The sequence below is a fragment of the Bradyrhizobium sp. MI1.10 genome (assembly GCF_055811035.1).
In genome coordinates this window covers 1-22,759 of the sequence record NZ_JBVVPN010000055.1, presented here as the reverse complement: position 1 = coordinate 22,759, position 22,759 = coordinate 1, and the positions used below count along the sequence as shown (strand labels likewise).

Annotated in this window: 25 protein-coding genes; 8 read left to right on the top strand and 17 right to left on the bottom strand. The window is 64.5% G+C overall.

Features of this window, described 5'->3' with window-relative positions:
- Nucleotides 1–11 precede the first annotated feature (11 nt).
- Together AC0L3K_RS35355 and AC0L3K_RS35350 are read right to left on the bottom strand one after the other, a co-directional pair.
- Nucleotides 12–773: an ABC transporter permease gene (locus AC0L3K_RS35355; RefSeq protein WP_007600888.1), complete on the bottom strand. Its 762-nt coding sequence runs from the start codon at nt 771–773 to the stop codon at nt 12–14.
- Nucleotides 770–1,693, bottom strand: coding sequence for an ABC transporter ATP-binding protein (locus AC0L3K_RS35350; protein WP_473255982.1), 924 nt, complete (start codon nt 1,691–1,693; stop codon nt 770–772). Before AC0L3K_RS35350 ends, AC0L3K_RS35355 begins: the two co-directional genes overlap by 4 nt.
- Before the next feature lie 280 nt (nt 1,694–1,973).
- On the opposite strand from AC0L3K_RS35350, the gene AC0L3K_RS35345 reads away from it, so the two are divergent.
- Nucleotides 1,974–2,687, top strand: coding sequence for a hypothetical protein (locus AC0L3K_RS35345; protein WP_007600890.1), 714 nt, complete (start codon nt 1,974–1,976; stop codon nt 2,685–2,687).
- 401 nt (nt 2,688–3,088) lie between these two features.
- Nucleotides 3,089–4,078, top strand: coding sequence for a zinc-binding metallopeptidase family protein (locus AC0L3K_RS35340; protein ID WP_473367747.1), 990 nt, complete (start codon nt 3,089–3,091; stop codon nt 4,076–4,078).
- A 22-nt stretch (nt 4,079–4,100) separates the two neighbouring features.
- Here AC0L3K_RS35340 and AC0L3K_RS35335 read toward each other — a convergent pair whose 3' ends face one another.
- Complete coding sequence (locus AC0L3K_RS35335) at nt 4,101–4,949, bottom strand: alpha/beta fold hydrolase (RefSeq protein ID WP_007600892.1); 849 nt, start codon at nt 4,947–4,949, stop codon at nt 4,101–4,103.
- Between the two features lie 126 nt (nt 4,950–5,075).
- Here AC0L3K_RS35335 and AC0L3K_RS35330 point away from each other — a divergent pair, with 126 nt between their 5' ends.
- Both AC0L3K_RS35330 and AC0L3K_RS35325 read left to right on the top strand, forming a co-directional pair.
- Nucleotides 5,076–5,693, top strand: a complete 618-nt coding sequence (locus tag AC0L3K_RS35330; protein WP_007600893.1) for a CGNR zinc finger domain-containing protein — start codon at nt 5,076–5,078, stop codon at nt 5,691–5,693.
- A 128-nt stretch (nt 5,694–5,821) separates the two neighbouring features.
- A complete protein-coding gene (locus AC0L3K_RS35325) occupies nt 5,822–6,754 on the top strand; it encodes a LysM peptidoglycan-binding domain-containing protein (protein ID WP_007600895.1) in 933 nt (310 codons plus the stop codon).
- 343 nt (nt 6,755–7,097) lie between these two features.
- Here the strand turns inward: AC0L3K_RS35325 and AC0L3K_RS35320 are convergent, their stop codons facing one another.
- The 4 genes from AC0L3K_RS35320 to AC0L3K_RS35305 all read right to left on the bottom strand — a co-directional run bounded on the left by AC0L3K_RS35320 (nt 7,098) and on the right by AC0L3K_RS35305 (nt 9,556).
- Nucleotides 7,098–7,337 (bottom strand): hypothetical protein, encoded by a 240-nt coding sequence (locus AC0L3K_RS35320; protein WP_007600897.1) that lies wholly within the window; start codon nt 7,335–7,337, stop codon nt 7,098–7,100.
- Nucleotides 7,338–7,363: 26 nt separating this feature from the next.
- Complete coding sequence (locus AC0L3K_RS35315) at nt 7,364–7,681, bottom strand: hypothetical protein (protein WP_007600899.1); 318 nt, start codon at nt 7,679–7,681, stop codon at nt 7,364–7,366.
- A gap of 116 nt (nt 7,682–7,797) precedes the next feature.
- Nucleotides 7,798–8,253: a small heat shock protein HspD gene (gene hspD, locus AC0L3K_RS35310; protein WP_035994254.1), complete on the bottom strand. Its 456-nt coding sequence runs from the start codon at nt 8,251–8,253 to the stop codon at nt 7,798–7,800.
- 229 nt (nt 8,254–8,482) lie between these two features.
- Complete coding sequence (locus tag AC0L3K_RS35305; protein WP_007600901.1) at nt 8,483–9,556, bottom strand: tartrate dehydrogenase; 1,074 nt, start codon at nt 9,554–9,556, stop codon at nt 8,483–8,485.
- Nucleotides 9,557–9,689: 133 nt separating this feature from the next.
- Here AC0L3K_RS35305 and AC0L3K_RS35300 point away from each other — a divergent pair, with 133 nt between their 5' ends.
- Together AC0L3K_RS35300 and AC0L3K_RS35295 are read left to right on the top strand one after the other, a co-directional pair.
- Nucleotides 9,690–10,607, top strand: a complete 918-nt coding sequence (locus tag AC0L3K_RS35300) for a LysR substrate-binding domain-containing protein (RefSeq protein WP_007600903.1) — start codon at nt 9,690–9,692, stop codon at nt 10,605–10,607.
- A 37-nt stretch (nt 10,608–10,644) separates the two neighbouring features.
- Entirely contained in the window at nt 10,645–11,469 is an 825-nt protein-coding gene (locus AC0L3K_RS35295) for an aspartate dehydrogenase (RefSeq protein WP_007600904.1), read from the top strand.
- 195 nt (nt 11,470–11,664) lie between these two features.
- Here the strand turns inward: AC0L3K_RS35295 and AC0L3K_RS35290 are convergent, their stop codons facing one another.
- From AC0L3K_RS35290 to AC0L3K_RS35250, 9 genes are all read right to left on the bottom strand, one after another.
- On the bottom strand, nt 11,665–12,969 hold the full coding sequence (locus tag AC0L3K_RS35290; RefSeq protein ID WP_007600905.1) for a PQQ-dependent sugar dehydrogenase: 1,305 nt from the start codon (nt 12,967–12,969) through the stop codon (nt 11,665–11,667).
- Nucleotides 12,970–13,109: 140 nt separating this feature from the next.
- The gene (locus AC0L3K_RS35285) at nt 13,110–13,319 is read right to left on the bottom strand and encodes a hypothetical protein (RefSeq protein WP_007600906.1); all 210 of its coding nucleotides are present in this window, start codon (nt 13,317–13,319) and stop codon (nt 13,110–13,112) included.
- Nucleotides 13,320–13,606: 287 nt separating this feature from the next.
- Nucleotides 13,607–14,233 carry a methyltransferase family protein gene (locus AC0L3K_RS35280; protein ID WP_007600907.1) on the bottom strand — a complete coding sequence of 209 codons (627 nt, stop codon included), beginning with the start codon at nt 14,231–14,233 and terminating at the stop codon, nt 13,607–13,609.
- 30 nt (nt 14,234–14,263) lie between these two features.
- Entirely contained in the window at nt 14,264–15,295 is a 1,032-nt protein-coding gene (locus AC0L3K_RS35275; protein ID WP_007600908.1) for an NAD-dependent epimerase/dehydratase family protein, read from the bottom strand.
- Nucleotides 15,296–15,324: 29 nt separating this feature from the next.
- Entirely contained in the window at nt 15,325–15,861 is a 537-nt protein-coding gene (locus AC0L3K_RS35270; protein ID WP_007600909.1) for an Mpo1 family 2-hydroxy fatty acid dioxygenase, read from the bottom strand.
- A gap of 154 nt (nt 15,862–16,015) precedes the next feature.
- The gene (locus AC0L3K_RS35265; RefSeq protein WP_007600910.1) at nt 16,016–16,687 is read right to left on the bottom strand and encodes an OmpA family protein; all 672 of its coding nucleotides are present in this window, start codon (nt 16,685–16,687) and stop codon (nt 16,016–16,018) included.
- On the bottom strand, nt 16,687–17,103 hold the full coding sequence (locus AC0L3K_RS35260; protein WP_007600911.1) for a hypothetical protein: 417 nt from the start codon (nt 17,101–17,103) through the stop codon (nt 16,687–16,689). The genes AC0L3K_RS35265 and AC0L3K_RS35260 overlap by 1 nt, the downstream gene beginning before the upstream one ends.
- 88 nt (nt 17,104–17,191) lie before the next feature.
- The gene (locus AC0L3K_RS35255; protein ID WP_007600912.1) at nt 17,192–17,482 is read right to left on the bottom strand and encodes a type II toxin-antitoxin system HicB family antitoxin; all 291 of its coding nucleotides are present in this window, start codon (nt 17,480–17,482) and stop codon (nt 17,192–17,194) included.
- A 7-nt stretch (nt 17,483–17,489) separates the two neighbouring features.
- The gene (locus tag AC0L3K_RS35250; protein WP_007600913.1) at nt 17,490–20,096 is read right to left on the bottom strand and encodes an ATP-dependent helicase; all 2,607 of its coding nucleotides are present in this window, start codon (nt 20,094–20,096) and stop codon (nt 17,490–17,492) included.
- 241 nt (nt 20,097–20,337) lie between these two features.
- On the opposite strand from AC0L3K_RS35250, the gene AC0L3K_RS35245 reads away from it, so the two are divergent.
- On the top strand, nt 20,338–20,511 hold the full coding sequence (locus AC0L3K_RS35245) for a DUF1328 domain-containing protein (RefSeq protein ID WP_007600914.1): 174 nt from the start codon (nt 20,338–20,340) through the stop codon (nt 20,509–20,511).
- Between the two features lie 5 nt (nt 20,512–20,516).
- On the opposite strand, the gene AC0L3K_RS35240 is transcribed toward AC0L3K_RS35245, so the two are convergent.
- The gene (locus AC0L3K_RS35240; RefSeq protein WP_007600915.1) at nt 20,517–21,023 is read right to left on the bottom strand and encodes a thioesterase family protein; all 507 of its coding nucleotides are present in this window, start codon (nt 21,021–21,023) and stop codon (nt 20,517–20,519) included.
- Between the two features lie 88 nt (nt 21,024–21,111).
- Between AC0L3K_RS35240 and AC0L3K_RS35235 the strand changes: the two genes are divergently transcribed.
- On the top strand, nt 21,112–22,551 hold the full coding sequence (locus AC0L3K_RS35235) for an FAD-binding oxidoreductase (RefSeq protein WP_007600916.1): 1,440 nt from the start codon (nt 21,112–21,114) through the stop codon (nt 22,549–22,551).
- Nucleotides 22,552–22,759: the final 208 nt, after the last annotated feature.

The window sequence follows — 22,759 nt, the reverse complement described above, 5'->3', positions numbered from 1 at the left end:
GACGGCCGGGGTCAGTTCTTCAACCGATACCCCGTGCGGAAAATCCACCAGATCACGACCAGACAGATCACCAGGAACGCCGTCGTCATGCCGATGCTCACGGATACGCTGACGTCCGCGATCTCGTAGAAGCTCCAGCGGAAGCCGGAGATCAGATAGACGACCGGATTGAGCAGCGCCACCGTGCGCCAGGCGGGCGGCAGCATGTCGATGGAATAGAAGCTGCCACCGAGGAAGGTCAGCGGCGTCACCACCAGCATCGGGATCATCTGCAGCTTTTCGAACCCGTCGGCCCAGATGCCGATGATGAAGCCGAACAGGCTGAACGTCACCGCCGTCAGCACCAGGAAGGCCAGCATCCAGACCGGATGATGGATGTGCAGCGGCACGAACAGGCCGGCCGTGGCGAGGATGATCAGGCCGAGGATGATCGATTTGGTCGCGGCCGCGCCGACATAGCCGAGCACGATCTCGAAATAGGAGATCGGCGCCGACAGGATCTCGTAGATCGTGCCGGTGAATTTCGGGAAGTAGATGCCGAACGAGGCGTTGGCGATGCTCTGCGTCAGCACCGAGAGCATGATCAGGCCCGGCACGATGAAGGTGCCGTAGCTGACGCCCTCGACCTGGCTGATGCGCGAGCCGATCGCGGCGCCGAACACCACGAAATACAGCGAGGTCGAGACCACCGGCGAGACGATGCTTTGCAGCAGCGTGCGCCAGGTGCGCGCCATTTCGAACAGATAGATGGCGCGGACAGCCCGGTAGTTCATGACGCCCTCACGAGGTCGACGAAGATATCCTCGAGCGACGATTGCGTCGTGTCGAGATCGTTGAAACGGATGCCGGCGGTGCGGAGGTCGCCGAGCAGGCTGGTGATGCCGGTGCGCTCGCCCTTGGTGTCGTAGTCGTAGACCAGGGTCGCGCCACCGTCGCAGAGGTCGAGCTCGTAATGCCCGAGGCTCTCCGGCAGCGCATCGAGCTTGCCTTGCAGATGCAGCGTCAGCCGCTTCTTGCCGAGCTTCTGCATCAAGGTGGCCTTGTCCTCGACCAGCACGATCTCGCCCTTGTTGATGACGCCGATGCGGTCGGCCATCTCCTCGGCTTCCTCGATGTAATGCGTGGTCAGGATGATGGTGACGCCGGATTGCTGGAGCGTGCGCACCACCTCCCACATGCCCTTGCGCAGCTCGACGTCGACGCCGGCGGTGGGCTCGTCCAGGAACAGGATCTGCGGCTCGTGCGACAGCGCTTTGGCGATCATCACGCGACGCTTCATGCCGCCGGAGAGCGTGATGATCTTGCTGTCCTTCTTGTCCCACAGCGAGAGGTCCTTCAGCACCTTCTCGATATGATCGGGGTTCTTCGGCTTGCCGAACAGCCCGCGGGAGAAGCTCACGGTCGCCCACACGCTCTCGAAGGCATCGGTGTGCAATTCCTGCGGCACCAGCCCGATCAGCGAGCGCGCCTTGCGATAGGAGGTCTGGATGTTCTCGCCGCCGACCAGGACCTTGCCTTCGCTCGGATTGGCGATGCCGCAGATGATCGAGATCAGCGTGGTCTTGCCGGCGCCGTTGGGGCCGAGCAACGCGAAGATTTCGCCGCGCTTGATGTCGAGATTGACGGTCTTGAGCGCCTTGAAGCCGGACCCATAGGTCTTCGACAAATTGGCGACGGAAATGATGGAGGACATGATGGCCGCAAGTCTGAGGGGGGCGAAGGCTGGGGAGGGGAGGCTGGAACCTGCCGGGAGGACGGTCAGCGGAGCCCTGAGATAGGAATGCCCTTGCCCGGCTGCAATTAGCCGGAGAAAAATGGCCTCAAAACAGGCCCTTCCGTGGCAGGTTTCGAGCAAGTGTTGCGCGATGGTCACGGCTTGCTGCTAAGATCGTCGTTCACGCGGCTCTTTGTTGCGTCTGCGAGCAGGCCATGGCTACGATTCCGGCCGAAGCATATTCCCAAGGAAAAGATCGATGAGACCGAACGGCCGTCACACCGCCGGCACCAGCCAGTTGTCCGCCCTCCGTGCATGGGCGATGGGCCTGCTTCTGCTGTCAGCTGTTGCCATCAGCCCGACCACCGTCAAGGCGGCGCCGAGCCAGGCTGCGGTCGCGACCACGCATGTCTACCTCCTCCGCGGCGTGCTCAACATCTTCTCGCTCGGGCTCGACACGATCGGCGCCCGGCTCCAGGCGCAGGGCATCCCGGTGACCGTCGCGAATTTCGTGTCGTGGTCCTCGCTCGCGGATGAGGCCGCCACCGCCTACAAGGCCGGCCGGCTCAAGACCATCGTGCTGGTCGGGCACTCCTCCGGCGCAACCGCGCTGCCGGACATGATCGCCAAGCTCAACCGTCTTGGCGTGCCCGTGAAGCTCGCGATCGGGCTCGACTCCGTGTTCAAGACCAAACTGTCGACCGGCGCCGAACGCTACATCAACATCTATATCGGCGACGGCCCCGGCGAGCCGGTGAAGCGCGCGGACGGTTTTCGCGGCAAGCTCGACAATGTCGACGTCCGCGGCTCCGGTGTCGGCCACATCTCGATCGACAAGAACGAAGCGATCCAGCGCCGCGTGATCGCCGAGATCGACGCCGCAATCATGCGCTCGCGCGCACCGGCTCCGGTTGCCGAACCCGGCGCGCCCAGGCCGGCGCGGTCGGCGGCGGCAACGGCTCCCCGGAACTAAGCCTTCGCCGCAAGCCGCTGAATTGACAATGCCGCCGTCATGCAGACGGCGGCATTGTCGTATCTGCAGAGCCAAACTCGATCACCTGCCGGTCGGAGGAAGGGAACTCGGCACCCGATCTGGTGTTGTCACACTATGACAAGGAAACGAAACGTCGGCCCCATGGCGGTTCAGCCCGAGCGGGCGTGGGCCGGTCGCCCTGTTTCCGAAAACGTCCTTGAGAAAAAGCCGCAGCCTCAATCGAGCCAGTTGAGCGCGACGCGAGCTGGCCTGTTGAGACAGCACGCGCTGCGAACGCAGCGGGCGCTGCTCGCAGGCAACAGCGACGGTCGCAAGAAATAAGAGTTCCTCGAATTGACAGGCCGGTGTTCCGGTGTGCCGTCTGTCTGGGGCCAGTCCACGTGAAGTTTTTTCAGTGCCCGTCATGCCGCCATCCTGTCTCGTTCGAGCACGTCGCGTGCACGAATTGCAGCACCGAGCTGGCATTCGATTCCTCGCGCATCGAGATGACGAAACTTGCATCCCATCAAGCTTGCCGTAACCGCGAGATCATCGGCTGCAACTGGTGTGTCGAGGGCGCGAACTGGTATTGCGGCTCGTGTCGCGTCACGCGCACGATTCCGAACCTCGGCAGCACCAGAAACGTCATGCTCTGGCGCCGCATGGAGGAAGCCAAGCGCCGTCTTCTCTATGATCTCAGCCGCCTCAGGCTTCCGCTCGCATCGCGCAGCGGCGAACCATTGGCTTTCGACATTCTCTCGGACGAGGTCAGTCCGATCCTGACCGGGCATCTCTCGGGCCTGATCACGCTCAACCTTGCCGAGGCCGACGATGTCGAACGAGAATCTCGCCGCGTGGCATTCCGGGAGCCGTACCGCACGCTGCTCGGACATTTCCGGCACGAGATCGGTCACTTCTATTGGGACCTGCTCGTTGACGGCACGACATTCCAGGCCCCGTTCAAGCTGATCTTCGGTGACCAGGCGCAGGACTATCAGGCCGCAATCAACTCCTATTACAGCCGCGCCGACCGTTCATACGACCGGAGCGGCTTCATCAGCGAGTACGCCACGTCCCACCCCTGGGAGGATTGGGCGGAAACGTTCGCGCATTTCCTGCACATTGTGTCGACGCTCGACTCGCTGGCAGGTTTGCCGTTGTCGCTGGACGAGCGCGCCCGCCAGACCCTGACGGATCCCTATCTCGAGAGCGACTTCGAGGCACTCCTGGCCCTGTGGATGCCGCTTGCCCGCAGCATCAACGAACTCAACCGCTCGCTTGGGATGAGCGACGCATATCCCTTCGACATATCGCCGGCGGTCAAGGGCAAGCTGCATCTCGTCCACATGGCGATCAGCGCATTCCGCGATCAGCAGAGTTTGGCGGCGTAAACATCGCGCAGGACGGCCCCCGTTACGTCAGGAACGCGCGAATGCTGTCCGCGATCTCCTTCGCATGCGTCTCCAGCGCGAAATGACCGGTGTCAAAGAACTGCACCACGGCATTCGGATTGTCGCGTTTGAACGCTTCGGCGCCGGGCGGAATGAAGAACGGATCGTTCTTGCCCCAGACCGCCAGGAACGGCGGCTTGTGCTTGCGGAAATAGTCCTGGAAGGCGGGGTAGAGCGCGACGTTGCTCTTGTAGTCGCCGAACAGGTCGAGCTGCACGTCGTCCGAGCCCGGGCGCGCAAGGTAGAAATTGTCGAGGTTCTGGCCATCCGGTGACACGGTCATCGGATCGGAAACACCATGCGTGTACTGCCAGCGCGTGGCTTCCGGCGTGAGGAGCGCGCGCAGCGCGTCGCGATTGGCCGGCGAGGGATCCTGCCAATAGGCCTTGAGCGGAGTCCAGTTGTCGCTAAGGCCATCCTCATAGGCATTGCCGTTCTGCGAGATGATCGCCGTGATCCGCTCGGGGTGGCTGAGCGCAAGCCGGAAACCAGTCGGCGCGCCGTAGTCGAAGACGTAGACCGCGAACCGGTCGAAGCCGATCACCTCGGTGAAGCGTTCGATCACGCGTGCGACGCTATCGAACGTGTAACGGAAGCTTTCGCGCGAAGGCATGCCGGATTGGCCGAAGCCGGGAAGGTCGGGCGCCACGATATGAAACCTGTCCGCAAGCAGCGGAATGAGGTCGCGAAACATGTGGCCTGCGCTGGGGAAGCCGTGAAGCAGCAGGAGTTTTGGCGCTCCGACAGTGCCGGCCTCGCGATAGGCCACCTTGAATCCGTCGACATCCGCGCTGCGGTACGTGATTGACATGACCTTCTCCATTGGTAGTAACCCTATTAAAGCTAGCTAAGAGGTTACGTCCACCGTCGTAACTTGTCAATGGCGCCTTAACCGGTTATGTAGGTCCATGTTCTCCCGACCGGCCAAGGATCGCTCATGGATCGCCCGCCCGCCATGTTCATCGCCGACTCGCTCGGCCTCGACTTTCTCAACTCGGTGGCGACACCGGTCGATACGCCGGTGGACTGGATCGACGGTGGTCATGGCCTGATCGACTGGCTGGCGCAGGCAAAGCTGGTGCCGCCGGATGATCTGCACGCGCTGACGGCCCGCGCCACGCCGGACGAACTGGACAAGGTCGCGGATCAGGCGCGCGCCTTGCGCGAATGGTTCAGGGGATTCGTGCGCAAGCATGCGGGCCGGCCGCTCACGAGGGATGCATTGCGCGAGCTCGGTCCATTGAACAGCCTGCTGGAGCGCGACGAAGCCTTCAGCCGGATCGAGCCCGGGCCTCACGATGGCGGCGCTCTCGCATTGCGAATGAAACGGCGCTGGCGCTCGCCGGAAGCGCTATTGCTGCCGGTTGGCGAAGCCATGGCGAAGTTCGTATGCGACGAGGACTTTTCCAACGTCAAGGCGTGCGAGGGGCACAACTGCACCATGCTGTTCGCCGACCACACGCGCAGGCGCGCGCGGCGATGGTGCATCATGGCGGTCTGCGGCAACCGCGCGAAACAGGCTGCCCACCGCAGCAGGCTCAAGAGCGTGCAGTGATTGGGTGTCGAGATGCTGGAATGAGCGCGGATCGAGCCCCGGTTCCGTGCCCCAAATTCCACCCAATCGGCCGTCACTAAGCGCCTTTGGGGGAGGCTGCAGCCTCCCGGAGTGGGACTGCTGGACTGATGATCGATTTGAGGCGACTTCTCGCGCTGGCAGCCGTTGCGCTGCTCGCCTTAAGCACCGGGACGGCCGTTGCCTCACCTGCCAAGACGAAGCCCGCCGCGGCCGCACCCGCCGCACCACCGCCCGTACCGTTTGAGCCATTGCCGCCGCCGAAAATCTACCTGTTTCGGGGCGCCATGGGGCCGTTCTTCTCCACCGGCATGGACCGGCTCGAAGAGAAACTGACGCAGGCCGGCTTTTCCGCCAACGTCTATGAATTCACCATCTGCCGATGGATCGGCGATCGTGCCATCTCCAGCTACAAGGAAACGCCGGCGCCGATCGTGCTGATCGGGCATTCGATGGGCGGGCTTTGCTCGATCGTCATCTCGGAGATGGCGGCCAAGGAGAACATCCCGATCAGCCTCGTCATCACCATCGATCCCGCGCATGCGACCGGCGACGTGCCGCTCAATGTCGAGCGCTTCATCAACATCTACCTCTCCGACAGCGTGCTTGGCGGCGGCAACGTGGTCGCGGTGCCGGGCTATCGCGGTCACTATGCGAGCTATGACCTGAAGGAGAACGCGCGGGTCAGCCACATCAACATCGAGAAGTCCGACGACATCCACCGTCAGATCGTCGACATGGTCACGCAGTTGCCGCGCATTCCGCCCCAGACGCAGGTCGATGCCGTGCCGCTGCGCTATCTCGTGCCGGCGAATACGCTGGTCGAATTGTGGGACAGCGGCGTGCGGCAACCGGTGCGCCGCGGCGACACCATGGAGAGCATCGCGGCGGCCAATCGCGTGCCGCTGTGGTCGCTGGCGCAGAGCAATTCGCTGCCGGAGAACGCCACGCTCACCCCCGGCCAGTCCATCATCGTCCCGCGCCACCTGACGCCGCCGGAGCCGACAGCCGCCATGGCGACCCCGCCGGCCGCACGGCGGTAAGCGGTCAGCAACGGAGATCGCCGGGATGGAGCTTGGCTGATGCCAGGCACCATCCCTCGCGGCGCCTGTCATTCACGAATCTTGTGTCGCGGCAGCCATCTTGATGCGGATGTCGCCAAGGAGGAGCGAGCCGTGGTGGAAGCCCGGCCCGCCGGGCGATAGGGCGCGGCGAGAAGCATCAGAAACAATGCCCTTTCAGCCGCATATTTGGCGGCGGGTCGGCCATTTTCGAAGCCGTGCATGACGAGGCGTCCCTCCGTCGTACAGACATGCCATCGCCATGTCCTTCGACCGCATTTCTTCAGGAACACTTCGAACGTCGGGAGGTGTTCGGGCATGTCAATTAGCCGTGGCTGCTTGCCGCCCGGCGCGTGATTGCGTTCCCCATCGCGCCGTTCGGGGCCTGAAAGGTGAGCGGAAAGGCGGAGAGGGCGAGCTTCTCGATCGCCGAACGCTCCTCGGACACACGTCTCTCGATGAACCGCCGCTCGAACTCGGTCAGCTCGGTCTTGAGCAACCGCTGATAGCGGCTGATGTTGCTGCGGTGGCCGCGCAACAAGGCCAGCTCTTCATCAACCATCATCGCAATCCTCGTTGAGCTGTCGTTGCCTAGGCTGCGAGGCCGGTTCGTTCGACGGATCGCGTGCGGACCGGCTTGCCACCCGGAGGTCCTTTCGGATGGTGGTCGAGGCTCGCGAGCGCTTCCAGAATTTCGTCGATGGTGACGGCTTTGCCCGAGCCGGGCAGTTCGCGCAATGCCGGACTCGAGGCGATACTGGCTGCGTCCGAAGCCCAGGACGCGAGGATTGCACGCTTCTCGCCGATCGACAGAGTTGGATCGGCTAGGACGTCGCGGGGATGATCATAGACAGAGCCAGGGTGCAATATCGCATTCAGATCGATGATGTTGTCGACATGATCGAGCATGAGAGGTCCTCCTCCTTTCTTTAAACCTCTGACTTGCATTCGGGTGCGCGGTCGAAGGCCATGGTCGATCCCGCCCGACGATCGGGCGGGATCACCGGGTCTCCGACAGACCAAATTCAGGCGGCTTTGCCCTCGAGTTGATGCACGTTGCCGGACGGCGCGGCATTGATGGCAATTCGCCGCGGCTTCATGGCTTCAGGGATTTCCCGGACCAGTTCGATCTTGAGCAGGCCGTTCTCGAACGAGGCGCTGTGCACCTGAACATAATCGGCCAGGTTAAACTGCCGCTTGAACGGCCGCGCGGAAATGCCCCGGTAGAGATATTCGCGTTCGGTCCTGTCCGGCTTGTTTCCCTCGACGGTCACCGCGTTCTGCTCGGCCGTCACCGCGACCTCGTTGGGTGCAAAGCCCGCAATCGCAAGCGAAATCTGGTAGCGATCCTCGCCGATGCGTTCGATGTTGTAGGGGGGATAGTTGTCCTCGCCGGCACGCTGTGCCGTTTCAACGAGGTCGAAAAGGCGGTCGAAACCAACGGTCGAACGCCACAAGGGAGAGAAGTCGTAAGTGCGCATAGCCAGATCCTCCAAGGAGCAAAATGGATACGAACGACACCGGACACGACCGGTGCCCGTCTCAGCTTCCCGACCCACCAGGCGTCGGGAACGCCACCTCTCGGCGGCAGCGGAAAAATAAAAAAAGCCTGTTTTGGTTTCAAGAGGGGATCCAAAATTTTTTGGAATCCCCCGCGCCTCCCTAACCCTCTCGCCGCAAGAACGGGCGGGGAGGGAGACGCACCTCGGACTACGCGTTCGATCCGTGGATCGCCTCGATCACGGCGTCCGTCACGTCCTTCGTCGTCGCCGTGCCACCGACATCGGGCGTCAGCACGCCGGCTGCACATACTTTCTCCACCGCCGCCATCAACCGCACCGCCGCGTCCTTCTCGCCGAGATGCTCCAGCATCTGCGCGCCGGTCCAGAACGTCGCGACCGGATTGGCGATGCCCTTGCCGGTGATATCGAACGCCGAGCCGTGGATCGGCTCGAACATCGAGGGGAAGCGGCGCTGCGGGTCGATATTGCCGGTTGGCGCGACGCCGAGGCTTCCCGCCAGCGCGCCGGCGAGGTCGGAGAGGATGTCGGCGTGCAAATTGGTCGCGACAATGGTGTCGAGGCTCTTCGGATGCAGCGTCATGCGCACCGTCATGGCGTCAACCAGCATCTTGTCCCAGGTCACATCGGGGAATTCGGCCGCGACCTCGGCGGCGATCTCGTCCCACATCACCATGCCATGGCGCTGCGCGTTCGACTTGGTCACCACGGTCAGGAACTTGCGCGGACGCGACCGGGCGAGCTCGAACGCATAGCGCATGATGCGCGTCACGCCGACGCGGGTGAACACCGCGACCTCGGTGCCGACCTCTTCGGGGAGACCCCTGTGGGCGCGGCCGCCCATGCCGGCATACTCGCCCTCGGAATTCTCGCGCACGATCACCCAGTCGAGGTCGCCGACGCCGACATTGCGCAGCGGCGAGGCGACGCCCGGCAGAATCTTGGTCGGCCGCACATTGGCGTATTGGTCAAAGCCCTGGCAGATCGGCAGCCGCAGGCCCCACAGCGTGATGTGGTCGGGCACGTCGGGCGCACCGACCGCGCCGAAATAGATCGCGTCGAATTTCTTGAGCTCCGCGAGGCCGTCGGCCGGCATCATGACGCCGTGCTTCTTGTAATAGTCCGAACCCCAGTCGAACGTCTTGATGTTGAAGGCGAGATCGCCGCTACGTTTGGCCAGCGCCTCCAGCACGCGAACGCCGGCGGAGATGACCTCGGGGCCGATGCCGTCGGCGGGGATCGCTGCAATCGAATGGGTGCGCATGAAGTGCTCCGTCCAGATGTCGGTGGGATTGCGTGACGCTAGGGAACCTAGGCGGGGAGGGGCAGGGACTCAATCGACACTGGTTTATACAAAAAAATGATATAATTCCGTCACAGGATCAGAGGACCGGTGAATGGAATTGCATCAGTTGCGATGCTTCGTGGCGGCGGCCGAGCAGTTGCATTTCGGCCGCGCGGCGCAGCATCTCCAGATGTTGCCCTCCGCACTCGGCCGCCAGATCAAGCTGCTGGAGCAGGATCTGGATACGCGGCTGTTCGCGCGGACGACGCGGGCGGTGTCGCTGACGGAAGATGGCGCAATGCTGCTGCGCGATGCCCGTGCCATCCTCGCCCGCGTGGAGGCGGTCGAGAGCAATCTGCGCAATCGCTCGCGCGCAGGGGCTGCTCGAAAACTCCGGGTCGGCGCCATCGACAGTGCTGCGGCGGGGCTGTTACCGGCATTGCTCCGCGACTTCCGCGCAAAGCGTCCTGATATCGCGGTGCAGCTTCTGGAGGAGAAGACCGTCCGGCTGCTGCCAAAGATCCTGACCGGCGCGCTCGATCTTGCCTTCGTGCGTCCACCGGCTCAGCGGGACAAGCGGCTTGAATTCCGCGATCTGCTGCAGGAGACAGCCATCGTGGCCTTCCCGCAGCGCCACGCGCTGGCCAAACGCAAGTCGATCACGCTGGCGGAGATCGCCGAGGAGGCGATGCTGGTGCCTGATCGCCGCTCGCGGCCGCACAGCCACGACCTCACCATGAAACTGTTCGAGCAGGCTGGCCTCACGCCGCGCATCGTGCAGGTCGCCGACGAGAAGCAGACCATCATCAATCTCGTCGCAACCCGGCTCGGTGTCGCAATCGTGCCGCGTTGGTCCACCCGGATGGCGGTATCCGGCGTGCGCTTCGTGCCGCTGCGGCCAAAGCAGATCGGACCCGTCGGCCGGCTGCCGCTCGCTGCCGCATGGCTGCGCGGCTCGCGTGACCCGGCCCGCGACGCGATGCTGTCCGTGCTCGAGGCGCGCCTGCGCAGCTATGCGCGGGACGCCTGAGGCGCTATGACATCGGCTGGGCGAGAAGGGTGATGCGATGACGGAACGGAGAGCTTCGAACGAATTGCGGGTTGCCATCGCGGGGCTCGGCTCGATCGGCACCAAGATCGCGACCGCGCTCGATCAGGGCATCGAAGGATTGACGCTCTCTGCCGTGGCGGTGCGCGATCCCGCAAAGCATCAGACGTTCCTCGCCAGCCTGCGTCGTCCGCCATCCGTCCTGCCGCTCGACCAACTCGGCGACGCCGCCGACATCGTGGTCGAATGCGCGCCGAGCAGCCAACTGCGTGCGATCGTCGAGCCCGCGGTGAAACGCGGCAGGGCCGCGGTCGTCGTCAGTGTCGGCGGGCTGCTCGACAATTTCGATCTTGTCGATCTCGCCCGCGCCAATGGCGGCCGCATCCTCGTGCCGACCGGCGCGCTGATCGGACTCGACGCCGTCAACGCGGCTGCGATCGGCACCATTCATTCGGTGAGGATGGTGACGCGCAAGCCGATCGACGGCTTGAAGGGCGCGCCGTTCATCGTCCAGAACAACATCGATATCGACAATCTGCGCGAGCCGCTGAAGCTGTTCGAAGGCACGGCGCGCGAGGCCGCAAAAGGCTTTCCGGCCAATCTCAACGTCGCGGTCGCGCTGTCGCTCGCGGGCGTCGGGCCGGATCGCACCCAGGTGCAAATCTGGGCCGACCCGACCGTGACGCGCAATGTTCACCGCATCGAGGTCGAGGCGGATTCGGCGCGCTTCTCGATGTCAATCGAGAATATCCCGTCCGAGAATCCCAAGACCGGGTTGATTACGGCGCTGTCCGTGATCGCCCTGCTCCGCAAGCAGCGCGCCACGTTGTGTGTAGGGACATAGTGAGGTGGGATTTGGTTAGCCCAGACGGCGGTGCACTCCCTCCCCCGCTTGCGAGGGAGGGTTGGGGAGAGGGTGTCTCCGCAATGGGACAATCCCCCAGAGGCGGGAGCCCTCACCCGGCGCTCTGCGCCGACCTCTCCCGCAAGCGCGAGAGGTGTAGGGAGCCCGCAGCGCGTATCTCGACATAACTTCCGCCTACGCGCCCGTCACGCGCCAGATCACGTTGCCGACGTCGTCGGCCATCAGCAGCGACTTCTTGTCAGGACCGATCACGACGCCGACCGGGCGGCCGTAGGATTCCTTTTCGTCGGGTGCCAGGAAGCCGGACAGGATGTCGCGTGCGGGACCCGAAGGCTTTCCGTTCTCGAACGGGATGAACACCAGTTTGTAGCCGGACAGCGTGCTGCGATTCCACGAGCCGTGCTGGCCGATCGCCATGCCGTCGGGGAAGCCAGGCAGCGTGCCCGCCGGCATCCAGCACAGGCCGAGCGAAGCGGTGTGGCCGCCGAGCGCGTAGTCCGGCGTGAGCGCCTTGGCGACCATCGCCGGATCCTGCGGCACGCGCTCGTCAACCGTCTTGCCCCAGTAGCAATAGGGCCAGCCGTAGAAGCCGCCGTCGCGCACCGAGGTCAGATAGTCCGGCGGCGTTTCGTCGCCGAGGCCGTCGCGCTCGTTGACGACGGTCCAAAGCACACCGGTCGTCGGCTCCCAGGCAAGACCAACGGGATTGCGCAGGCCGGCGCCGAAGATGCGGTGCGTGCCGGCGACGAGGTCGAGTTCGTAGACCGCGGCGCGGCCTTCCTCGACCTCCATGCCCATCTCGGCGATGTTGCTGAGCGAGCCGACGCCGGCATAGAGTTTTTTGCCGTCGGGGCTTGCGAGCAGGCTGCGGGTCCAGTGGCCGCTTGGCTTGAAATTGGTGAGGCGCTTGCCCGGCGCGGTAATGCGATCGGCGTTCGCCACGTACGGGAAGGCCATCACGCCGTCGGTGTTGCCGACATAGAAGGTGTCGCCGACCAGTGCCATGCCGAACGGCTGGCTGAGATTTTCCATGAACGCGCCGCGATACTCCGCGACGCCGTCGCCATCCTTGTCGCGCAGCAGCGTGATGCGGTTGGCACTGACGCCGAGCGCGGCGGCGCGCCGCATCGTTGCCTGCATCGCGTAATGAAACACGGACCGCGGCGCCCCCGCGATCTGCGTCGCCTCCGCGATCAGCACATCGCCATTGGGTAGCACCTCGATCCAGCGCGGATGGTCGAGGCCGGTCGCGAACGCATTGACCTTGAGCCCGGGTGCGACCGTCGGCTTCTGTCCTTCGCTCCAGCCCCGCGCCGTCGGCATCTTCAGTGTCGGGATGGCGCCCTGCGGCTTGGCTTCGGGAATAGCGGGCGACTGGCCCCAGGCCGGCGCAGGCACGGTGCCCGACAGCTTCCGCCATTGCAGCGCGATGCCGCCGAGAAGCGCAACGAACTGCGCAAAGATGCTGGAAAACGTCATGAGAGGCCCCTGTTTGCGCGCGCATCCAACGGGCTGACGGGCCAGACGTCAACCTGTGTGGAGCGCCGCGGGGCTCTATTCCCGTGGAATGGCAGCCGTTCGAATTTGCATGGGACGAATCCCGGCAGGCTGCCCGGAGATCAGCGGCCGATCTGTTGCTCTAGCCGTCGCGCCGTGCGGAAATCATCCAGATGATGAACGTTCGGCGCCAGCGCGGCCTCCCTGGACAGGAGATGATAGACGCGCGCCACCGTGCGCTGCTTCTGCTTCGGCCGCCCGGGCGGCAGCGCCCGCGCCTTGCGGACGGCGGCGATCGCGTGCTCGCGAAAATAATCGTAGGCGTCGGACATGGCTCGATGCTCTGCGAGTGGTGGCAGGTATCGAGGGGCTAACGGGCGCAGGCAGCAGGGGTTCCTGGCAGCAGGGGGCCGATGTGTTGCGCACCCAGCTTCCTCAACGTCGTCCTGGCGAAAGCCAGGACCCATACCGCGGAATCCATCGATTGCGTGCGACCTCAGTTCCGGGCAATCCTCGCCAAACCGCTCCCTGGGGTAATGGGTCCTGGCTTTCGCCAGGACGACTCCGGAGGTGCAGCTGCGCTACGCTTGCGATGACAGCGTTGAAGCGATACCCGCTCTTACCGCGGCGACAGGAACGGGATGATCATCGGCACGCGGCGGCAATAAGCGCCGTAGGCGTCTTCGCCGAGCTCCTTGGACAGGAACACTTCTTCCATTCGGCCCTTCTGCCACATGCCGAGCGAGATCAGGATCGCGCCGAGCATCGCAGTGACCGTGCCGACCGCGATGCCGGTCACCAGCATGCCGAGGATCAGGCCGGTGTAGATCGGATGGCGCACGATGCCGTACGGGCCGGTGTCGATGACGCGGTGGTCTTGCTTGTGGGTGATGGTGTTGGACCAGAACTGTCCGAGATGCAGCCGTCCCCACCAGGTGAAGGAGATGCCGGCCAGCACGATCAGCGCCACGACGTAGACGGCTGTATTGCTGAACACCCAGAGCGGCTTCTCACCGAGCACCTCGGCGGTCCAGGGCGTGAACAGGATGCCGCCGACCAGGATCGGGATGCGATAGCGGCCGGACTCCAGCGTCATCACCTGCTTCTGGGTACGGCCCTGCCAGAACGAGGCGCCGACCCAGCTTGCGAGCCAGGCGAGCCAGATCAGGGCGAGCAGTTGCGTGGGCCAGGTCGTGGTCCAACCACCCCAGGCGACCGAGAGAAGCTTGCTGAAATCGAAGGACATGCGGAAAGGTTCTTTGGGTTGGGCGGCAGCTCAGCTGGCGCGCGAGGAGAGCGCGTGATGCTCGATGGCGCCGGAGGCAAGCGCGCCGCCGCGGGCGAGAAGATGGGTGATGGTTTCGCGCAGGACCGGCTCGATCGGGCGCGGCGCGTAGCCGAGCTCGGTGCGCGCCTTGCCGATCGAGAGGTCGCTAGCGGCGAGCGCGATGCGCACGCCCTCGGCAGTGCCGTTGGGCGGCCGGCGCGTGATACGATCGGAGAGATATTCGAGCATGATGCCCGACAGCTCGGCCATCTTGCCGGGAACGACGACCGGGAATTGCCGGCGGCCGCTCATCGCGGACATCATCCGCAGAATCTGGCCGAGCCTGACGCAGTCGCCGCCGAGGATGTAGCGCTGGCCGTTACGCCCGCGTTCCATGGTCAGCGCGAGGCCCATGGCGACGTCGCGGACGTCGACGAGATTGACCGGGAAGTCGAGATGCGGCTGCACTTTCTTCTGCAGGAAGTACCACAGCATCGCGGTCGGCGGCGTCAGATTATGATCGGCGGCACCGATCGGCATGGTCGGGGTGCCGATCACCAGCGGGAAGCCTGCGGCTGCGGCCTTCGCGGCGCAATGCTCGGCCAGCGATTTCGACCGCGTGTAGGCGCCCGGCATCGCATCGGCCGGCTGCAGCGCCTCTTCGGCGGGAACACCGTTGAGGTCGGAATAGGGGAACAGGATCGATTCCGTCGAGCAGTGCAGGAAGCGCGAGACCCCGCGCTTCATCGCGGCCGCGAGCATGATCTCGGTGCCGCGGCAATTGACATCGTGAAAGGCCTGCTTGTCGGCGACCCACATGCCGGGCAGGCCGGCGAGGTGATAGACCTGATCCACACCCGCCATCGCGGCATCGACCGCGGCGCCGTCCAGCACCGAGCCACGGGCATATTCAACGTCGGCATACGGCGTGGCCGGCGCACGAACATCGAGAACACGCACCCGCTGCCCACGGGCGCGGAGCGCTTCTACGAGATGATGTCCGATGAAGCCGCTGCCACCGGTAACCAGTACGAGAGCCATGCAGAAGGTTTGCTGTTTCGCGTCTAGAACTATCGGGTTGAAAGGGAATTGGTCGGAACTGGCGCCAGAATCGCGGCAAGGTCGCGACGGAAGCCCAATGCAATGAATAATTTTGCCATGACAAACATCGGTCCAAGCAGGAAATGCGTGGGGTGGTCGACCATCGACGGCTGCCGCTCCTCGAAAACCTTGTGGCCGACGACCTGCGCAGTGACGCCAAGTCCGATCAGCACCGCAAAAATCGACCACATCATGACGATCGAGACCTGATTGCCGATCGCGGTTGCGACCAAAAGCAGCACGATCATCGCGGCGAGGATGCCGAGCCCGATCCCGGCGTCCAGCATCAGCCAGTAGACCAGCACCGGCAGGGCAAGAATTACGGCCAGGCTGACCTCGATCCCGAACAGCGGGAAATGCACCTGCGTCAGCGGCAGCACAGCACCGGTGAAGAGCAAGAGGATGCCGACCACGTGCATCGCGCAGTTCCAGGGATCGCGATGATATTCGACGTAGTCGGCCAGTTGGTGTTGAAAATAACTGGCCATCTCGGTCTCGTGCAGCATGGGGTCGGGGAGGACGAAAAAAGCCTATAGCACCTGATAGGGCGGTGCACAAACCGGCGCGATTGTCGCGCGAGGCCGCGCCGTCGCGCTGTGAGACAGGTCACAAAACGATCGGGACTTCAAAGGGTTCCGTCAGGCGCCGTGGCGCGTCCGCTCAGTGCTTCCTAGCGGGCTTTTTCGCCGCAGGCGCAGGTGTCGCAGCCGGATGCGCAGGCGCTTCCTCCGGTACCTTGGCATAGGTCAGGATTTGCAACTGGCCGTTGACGACTGAGCTTGGCTTGGCGCGGTCGAGAAACTGCTCCTCGCCGAGGCCGATCGGATGCAGCCGCTTGGTCGAGATCTTGAACGTGTTCACCAGCACGTCGCGAATCGCGTCCGCCCGGCGCTGGCTCAGGATCGCGTTGGCCTCGCGCGTCTTCGCGTTGGATTCCACGTGGCCGACGATCAGGAACGTGTAGGGCAGCAGCGCGGCATGGACCAGCGCGTCGGCGAGGCGGCCGACGGTCTGGTAGGACGCCGGCTGGATGATCGGAGTGTCGGCGTCGAACTGGATCTGCGCGGTGAACGTCGGCAAACTGGCCAGATCAGGCGCGATCAACGGCCGGTTCACCGGACCCGGATCGTTCTTGATCCTGGCCTTGGCCCGCTCCATCACCTGCAGCTTCAGCGCGGGGATATCGATCTCGGCGGGCTGTTCGAAATGGTTGAGCTTGCCGACGATGTCGTCGCGGGTCGGCGGCGCCGTCTGCGCCTCGGCTGTGCCCGCGAGCAAAGCGAGGCCAAGCGCGATGCATATTCCGGCGGTGGTAAGCCTGTTCGCTGGCATCACCGATACCCCGCGTCGTCGACGGCCTTCAGGCAGTTGTTGCTGATGCCCTTGGGCGTCGAGATCAGGCAGGGGACCGCCTTGCTGGTCTCCTTGGTCGAGCCGCCGCAGACCTTGACGATCTCGCGCTGGCAGGCGTTCGCCACCGTGACGCGGGCAGCGACGCGCTTCTGGATCGCATCGAAGGCGCCGAGATAGTCGCTCTGGCACTGCTGCGAGAGCACGTCGCGGTTGCGCGACAGGCACTCCTTCAGGCGGGTCGAATCCGGGTTGACGCCGCGGCAATTGGCGACGATTTCCGCGCCGCAACTTTTCGCCAGCAGCCCGATCGCATCGCCAAAGCTCATGGTCTCCGCCGCCGCAAGCGACGGCATACCCAATGCCAGCAAGATCAGTGTGATGGAGCCCCGGACCATGGCCGCATCTGATACGGGGAAGTTCGCGGGGGTCAAGAGGCGTTCGGGCGAGAAGTGTCGAGAGTCCGACCAGTGCGGCGAACAGTCCTCACTCCGTGGCCTCAGTGAGGGGCGGCCATTCGATCAGGGCGACCGTGTGCTTCGCGAGGTCGTCGGCCACATCCGGGTCGGCCTTGAGCTCGTCCAATGTCCGCGGCGGGGGAAGCTGGCGGCCGTCCGCGATCAGTTCCTGTGCATAGAACGCGAGTGCCTCGGGCGCATTCTCCAGGGCCTCATCGACGTCGTCGCCGCCGGAAATGCAGCCGGGCAGGTCGGGAAACCACACGCCGACGGCTTCGTCCGGGCCGGCGTCCTCGATGATGGCAATGTAGTGCGGCATGCAGGCCTCACGCCCGCTGCACAAAACTGTCCACGACCTTCTTTTCCCCCGCCTTGTCGAAGGCGATGGTGAGCTTGTTGCCGTCGATCTTGGTGACGCGGCCATAGCCGAATTTCTGGTGGAAGACGCGGTCGGAGAGCGAGAATTCCGAGGTCGTGCCGGTGGATTTGGCCACCAGCTCGCCCTCGATCGTCAGGGGCCCCCGACGGCGCGAGGAGAAGCTGCCGAAATCGGGCGAGGACGACTGGGACGAAAACGACGAGGCCTGTTCCTCGAAGCTGCCGCGGCCGCCATTACCGCCCCCGCCGCCGCCGCGATTGCGATTGGCCTGGGCGCGCTGCCAGCCGGGGGTCGAATAGGTGGAGCCGAACGCTTCCATGTCGTCGAAGCGGGAGGCGCCGTAGCCGCCAGTGCCGCCCCAGGCCGAGCCGCCCTTGGATTCCGTGATCTCGACATTGGCCGCGGGCAATTCGTCGAGGAAGCGCGAGGGGATCGTGGTCGACCAGGTGCCATGGATCCGCCGATTGGTGGCAAAATAGATTTTGGCGCGGCGGCGGGCTCGGGTCAGGCCGACATGACCGAGCCGGCGCTCTTCCTCAAGGCCGGCGCGGCCCTGTTCGTCCAGCGTCCGTTGGCTCGGAAACAAGCCTTCTTCCCAACCCGGCAGGAACACGTTGTCGAATTCCAGCCCCTTGGCCGAATGCAACGTCATCAGCGACACCGCGTCCTCATCGGCGCCGCTGTCGCGGTCCATCACCAGCGAGATGTGCTCCAAGAACCCTTGCAGGTTCTCGAACTCCTCCATCGAGCGCACCAGCTCCTTGAGGTTCTCGAGCCGGCCCGCGGCGTCCGCCGAACGGTCCTTCTGCCACATCTCGGTGTAGCCGCTCTCGTCGAGCACGATCTGGGCGAGATCCGTGTGCGACGTGACCTCGCGCTGGGCGCGCCAGCGGTCGAACTGGGCGACGACGTCGCGCAACGAGCCGCGCGCCTTCGGCTTCAGCTCGTCGGTCTCGACCACCGCGCGCGCCGCTTCGAACAGCGGAATGCGGCGCTTGCGGGCGTGATCGTGCAGCATCTGCACGGTGGCATCGCCAAGGCCGCGCTTGGGCGTGTTGACGATGCGCTCGAAGGCGAGATCGTCGGCCGGTGAATTGATGACGCGCAGATAGGCCAACGCATCGCGGATTTCGGCGCGCTCGTAGAAGCGCGGGCCACCGATGACGCGATAGGGCAGGCCGAGCGTGACGAAGCGGTCCTCGAACTCGCGCATCTGGTAGGAGGCGCGAACGAGAATCGCGATCTCGTTGAGTTTGTCGCCCTGGCGCTGGATCTGCTCGATCTCCTCGCCGATGCCGCGGGCTTCCTCTTCCGAATCCCACGAGCCCGTCACCGTGACCTTCTCGCCGTCATGGTCCTCGGTGCGCAGCGTCTTGCCGAGCCGGCCCTCGTTGTGGGCGATCAGGTGCGAGGCGGCGGCGAGGATGTGGCCGGTCGAGCGGTAGTTGCGCTCGAGGCGGATGACCTTGGCGCCGGGAAAATCATGGTCGAAGCGCAGGATGTTGTCGACCTCCGCGCCGCGCCAGCCATAGATCGACTGGTCGTCATCGCCGACGCAGCAGATGTTCTTGACGTGGGGGGCAGCGAGTTCCGTCATTCCGGGGCGATGCGTAGCATCGAACTCCGGTGCGCGATCGCGCACCTGAGAATCTCGAACGGCAGACTCATCTCCGGATTCCGGGTTCGGCTCTTCGAGCCGCCCCGGAATGACAGTGGGCGAGGTTGGCTTCGTCGGTGCCTGCGACAATAGCCGCAGCCACAGATACTGCGCGACGTTGGTGTCTTGATACTCATCGACCAGGATGAATTTGAAGCGCTGCTGGTACTGCCGCAGGATATCCGGGTGCTCGCGGAAGATGCGGATGTCCTCGAGCAGCAGATCGCCGAAATCGGCGGCGTTCAAAATCTTCAACCGCTCCTGGTAGCTCGCATAGAGCTTGCCGCCCTTGCCGTTGGCGAAGATGGCGGCTTCGCCCGACGGCACCTGCGACGGCGTGAGGCCGCGGTTCTTCCAGCCGTCGATCAGGCCGGCCAGCATGCGCGCGGGCCAGCGCTTGTCGTCGATGTTGTCGGCTTGCAGCAGCTGCTTCAACAGCCGCACCTGATCGTCGACGTCGAGCACGGTGAAGTTCGACTTGAGCTGCGCCAGTTCGGCGTGGGTGCGCAGGATGCGTCCGCCGATGGAGTGGAAGGTGCCGAGCCACGGCATGCCTTCGACGGCATGGCCGAGCATCTGGCCCAGCCGGTGCTTCATCTCGCGCGCGGCCTTGTTGGTGAAGGTCACCGACAGGATTTCGGAGGGGCGGGCGCGGCCCTGGCTCAGGATATGGGCGATGCGCGTGGTCAGCACGCGGGTCTTGCCGGTGCCGGCGCCGGCCAGCACCAGAACCGGCCCGTCCAGCGTCTCCACAGCCTCGCGCTGCTCCGGATTGAGCCCGGACAGGTATTGCGGGCCCACCGAGGCGCGCGCGCGCGCGGCAATGCCGCCGGCTGCGGGCTGGTGGTCGGGGACGCTCTGGGACGTGATCTTGCTCGGCTCGGTCATGCGAATCATTTGCCCCACGTTGGCACCGCGGGGTGGTGAAAGGGGAGCCTTCTTAACAGGGATTGGTCCCTATATGGGGCCGCGGACGGGGGTTTTCCACGTGCGCGGAAAGCCAATTTGTTCCTGCGGGTCAGGCGAATTTCCGGCCCCAGCGGCCCGGAACCATTGTTCCGAGTTGGCGATTGGTTCTGCAAGTGAGGCGCGTCAGCCGCGCCGATCGCAGACAGACATCGAAACAGAGGTTCGGACCATGCTTAGCTGGGTTGTGACGTTTCTGGTTATCGCCTTGATCGCCGGTATCCTGGGCTTTGGCGGCCTCGCCGGCGCGTCGATCGAAATCGCCAAGATCATCTTCTTCATCGCGGTCGTGCTGTTCCTGGTCTCGGCCGTTGTCGGTCTGGCCCGCGGCCGTAACAGGGTCTAGCGCGCTTACCGCTTCGAGGGCATCGCCACGTTCCGGCCGATGCCCTCGGGCCGCGGTACGGCACTGTGGGCCTTGACCACCGCTGCGATGCGCTCGCGGATGTCTGGCGGAAACGCCGCCACCTTTCGTGAGCCCATGTCGATGTGAAGCGACATGTTTTCGGAGGTCGCCGACAACCAGCCCTCGGTGGCGTGCCGCAGCTCCTGGAATGTGTGCAGCCGCTTGTCGTCGGCCTCCAGCAGCCAGACCGAGACCTGCACGGGATCGCCCAAGTGGATTTCGCGCAAATACCGCACGTGGCACTCGGCAGTGAAGGTCGAGCCGCCTCGCTCCTTCATATAGCCCGGCCCGATCCCAAGCGTCAGCCACATCTGGTCGATCGCGCGGTCGAACATCACGTTGTAATAGGCCATGTTGAGGTGGCCGTTGTAGTCGATCCATTGCGGCTCGATCTGCATGATCGAGGCGCGGAACGGCTCGGCATCGGGCGCAGCGGTGACAGTGTCCGGCATGTGTCCTTCCCCAGCTATGCGTCCGGTCGCTTGACTTGACCGGTTAGATGTCCTTTGCCACGGTCTCTTCTCGTCGGGAGGAATTTCCGTGGGTACGACCATCACCAATAATCCGCCGCGGCCGGCGCCGAAAGCCCTCGCGACCGCGCTGGAGCAGCTTGCCGCACGATTCGGCAACCGCCTCATCACGTCGCAGGCCGTCCGCGAGCAGCACGGCCACACCACGACGTGGATTCCCAACCAGCCGCCGGACGGCGTGGTGATGGCGCAGGAGACCGCCGACATCCAGGACGTGGTGCGGATCTGCGCGAAGAACGGCGTCCCCGTCATCGCCTTCGGCACCGGCACTTCGCTCGAAGGCCAGGTCAATGCGCCCGCGGGCGGCATCTCCATCGACCTGCGCGACATGAACAAGGTGCTGGCGGTGCACGCCGAGGACCTCGACTGCGTGATCCAGCCCGGCGTCACCCGCAAGGCGCTGAACGAGCATCTGCGCGACCAGGGCCTGTTCTTCCCGATCGACCCCGGCGCTGACGCTTCGCTCGGCGGCATGGCCTCGACGCGGGCTTCCGGCACCAATGCGGTGCGCTACGGCACCATGCGCGACAGCGTGCTGGCGCTGAAGGTCGTCCGCGGTGACGGCGAGATCATCACCACGGGCACGCGCGCAAAGAAATCGTCGGCCGGTTACGACCTGACGCATCTGTTCGTCGGCGCCGAAGGCACGCTCGGCATCATCTCCGAATTGACCATCCGCCTGCGTGGCATTCCCGAGACGATCGCAGCCGGCGCGGTGTCGTTCGAGACCGTGCATGGCGCGTGTCAGGCCGTGATCCTGGCGATCCAGACCGGCATTCCCGTGGCGCGCATTGAGCTGCTCAATGCCGCGCAGGTGAAGGCTTGCAACGCCTATTCGAAGCTGACGCTGGCGGAGACGCCGCTGTTGCTGATGGAATTCCACGGCAGCGAGATCGAGGTGGCCGAGCAGTCCAAGGCGTTCGGCGAGATCGCCAGGGATTGCGGCGGCGGTGATTTCTCCTGGACCACCAAGCCGGAGGATCGCACAAAACTTTGGCAGGCACGGCACGACGCCTATTGGTCGGTGAAGGCGCTACGGCCCGGCGACAGCATCGGCGTGGTCGCGACCGACGTCTGCGTGCCGATCTCGCGGCTTGCGGAATGCGTCGGCGAGACCGAGGAAGACCTCAAGCGCCTCAATCTGTTGTCGCCGATCGTCGGTCATGTCGGCGACGGCAATTTTCACTGCTCGCTGGTCTGCGACACCAACGATGCCGACGAGATGGCGCGCGGCGAGGAATTCATGCACCGCCTGGTCGAGCGGGCGCAGGCGATGGACGGCACCTGCACCGGCGAGCACGGCATCGGCCAGGGCAAGCAGAAATATCTCAGGGCCGAGCTCGGGCCGGAAGCGCTGGATGCGATGCGGGCGCTGAAGCATGCGCTCGATCCGCAGAACATCTTCAACCCCGGCAAGATCGTGCCGGAGGCGGAGAGCCTGCGCAGCTAACGACCGGGAACTTTCGGCAGTCCTGTCGGTTCCAACTCCCGCCAGTTCCGATGCCTCAATGGCAGGGGTCTGCGCGGGAGGGTACAATGGTGCGACCGGTCATTCGAATTGCCGCGGTGGCATTTGCGTGCATGCTGGCGGGAGCGGTACTGGCGAAAGGCGGCCATGGCGGCGGCCATGGCGGTGGGCACGGGGGCGGGCATGGCGG

Bases quoted from the DNA above. Each gene is read 5' to 3' on its own strand.
- AC0L3K_RS35355 (WP_007600888.1), bottom strand. From the start codon at position 773: ATGAACTACCGGGCTGTCCGCGCCATCTATCTGTTCGAAATGGCGCGC.
- AC0L3K_RS35350 (WP_473255982.1), bottom strand. From the start codon at position 1,693: ATGTCCTCCATCATTTCCGTCGCCAATTTGTCGAAGACCTATGGGTCC.
- AC0L3K_RS35345 (WP_007600890.1), top strand. From the start codon at position 1,974: ATGAGACCGAACGGCCGTCACACCGCCGGCACCAGCCAGTTGTCCGCC.
- AC0L3K_RS35335 (WP_007600892.1), bottom strand. From the start codon at position 4,949: ATGTCAATCACGTACCGCAGCGCGGATGTCGACGGATTCAAGGTGGCC.
- AC0L3K_RS35330 (WP_007600893.1), top strand. From the start codon at position 5,076: ATGGATCGCCCGCCCGCCATGTTCATCGCCGACTCGCTCGGCCTCGAC.
- AC0L3K_RS35325 (WP_007600895.1), top strand. From the start codon at position 5,822: ATGATCGATTTGAGGCGACTTCTCGCGCTGGCAGCCGTTGCGCTGCTC.
- AC0L3K_RS35320 (WP_007600897.1), bottom strand. From the start codon at position 7,337: ATGATGGTTGATGAAGAGCTGGCCTTGTTGCGCGGCCACCGCAGCAAC.
- AC0L3K_RS35315 (WP_007600899.1), bottom strand. From the start codon at position 7,681: ATGCTCGATCATGTCGACAACATCATCGATCTGAATGCGATATTGCAC.
- hspD (WP_035994254.1), bottom strand. From the start codon at position 8,253: ATGCGCACTTACGACTTCTCTCCCTTGTGGCGTTCGACCGTTGGTTTC.
- AC0L3K_RS35305 (WP_007600901.1), bottom strand. From the start codon at position 9,556: ATGCGCACCCATTCGATTGCAGCGATCCCCGCCGACGGCATCGGCCCC.
- AC0L3K_RS35300 (WP_007600903.1), top strand. From the start codon at position 9,690: ATGGAATTGCATCAGTTGCGATGCTTCGTGGCGGCGGCCGAGCAGTTG.
- AC0L3K_RS35295 (WP_007600904.1), top strand. From the start codon at position 10,645: ATGACGGAACGGAGAGCTTCGAACGAATTGCGGGTTGCCATCGCGGGG.
- AC0L3K_RS35290 (WP_007600905.1), bottom strand. From the start codon at position 12,969: ATGACGTTTTCCAGCATCTTTGCGCAGTTCGTTGCGCTTCTCGGCGGC.
- AC0L3K_RS35285 (WP_007600906.1), bottom strand. From the start codon at position 13,319: ATGTCCGACGCCTACGATTATTTTCGCGAGCACGCGATCGCCGCCGTC.
- AC0L3K_RS35280 (WP_007600907.1), bottom strand. From the start codon at position 14,233: ATGTCCTTCGATTTCAGCAAGCTTCTCTCGGTCGCCTGGGGTGGTTGG.
- AC0L3K_RS35275 (WP_007600908.1), bottom strand. From the start codon at position 15,295: ATGGCTCTCGTACTGGTTACCGGTGGCAGCGGCTTCATCGGACATCAT.
- AC0L3K_RS35270 (WP_007600909.1), bottom strand. From the start codon at position 15,861: ATGCTGCACGAGACCGAGATGGCCAGTTATTTTCAACACCAACTGGCC.
- AC0L3K_RS35265 (WP_007600910.1), bottom strand. From the start codon at position 16,687: ATGCCAGCGAACAGGCTTACCACCGCCGGAATATGCATCGCGCTTGGC.
- AC0L3K_RS35260 (WP_007600911.1), bottom strand. From the start codon at position 17,103: ATGGTCCGGGGCTCCATCACACTGATCTTGCTGGCATTGGGTATGCCG.
- AC0L3K_RS35255 (WP_007600912.1), bottom strand. From the start codon at position 17,482: ATGCCGCACTACATTGCCATCATCGAGGACGCCGGCCCGGACGAAGCC.
- AC0L3K_RS35250 (WP_007600913.1), bottom strand. From the start codon at position 20,096: ATGATTCGCATGACCGAGCCGAGCAAGATCACGTCCCAGAGCGTCCCC.
- AC0L3K_RS35245 (WP_007600914.1), top strand. From the start codon at position 20,338: ATGCTTAGCTGGGTTGTGACGTTTCTGGTTATCGCCTTGATCGCCGGT.
- AC0L3K_RS35240 (WP_007600915.1), bottom strand. From the start codon at position 21,023: ATGCCGGACACTGTCACCGCTGCGCCCGATGCCGAGCCGTTCCGCGCC.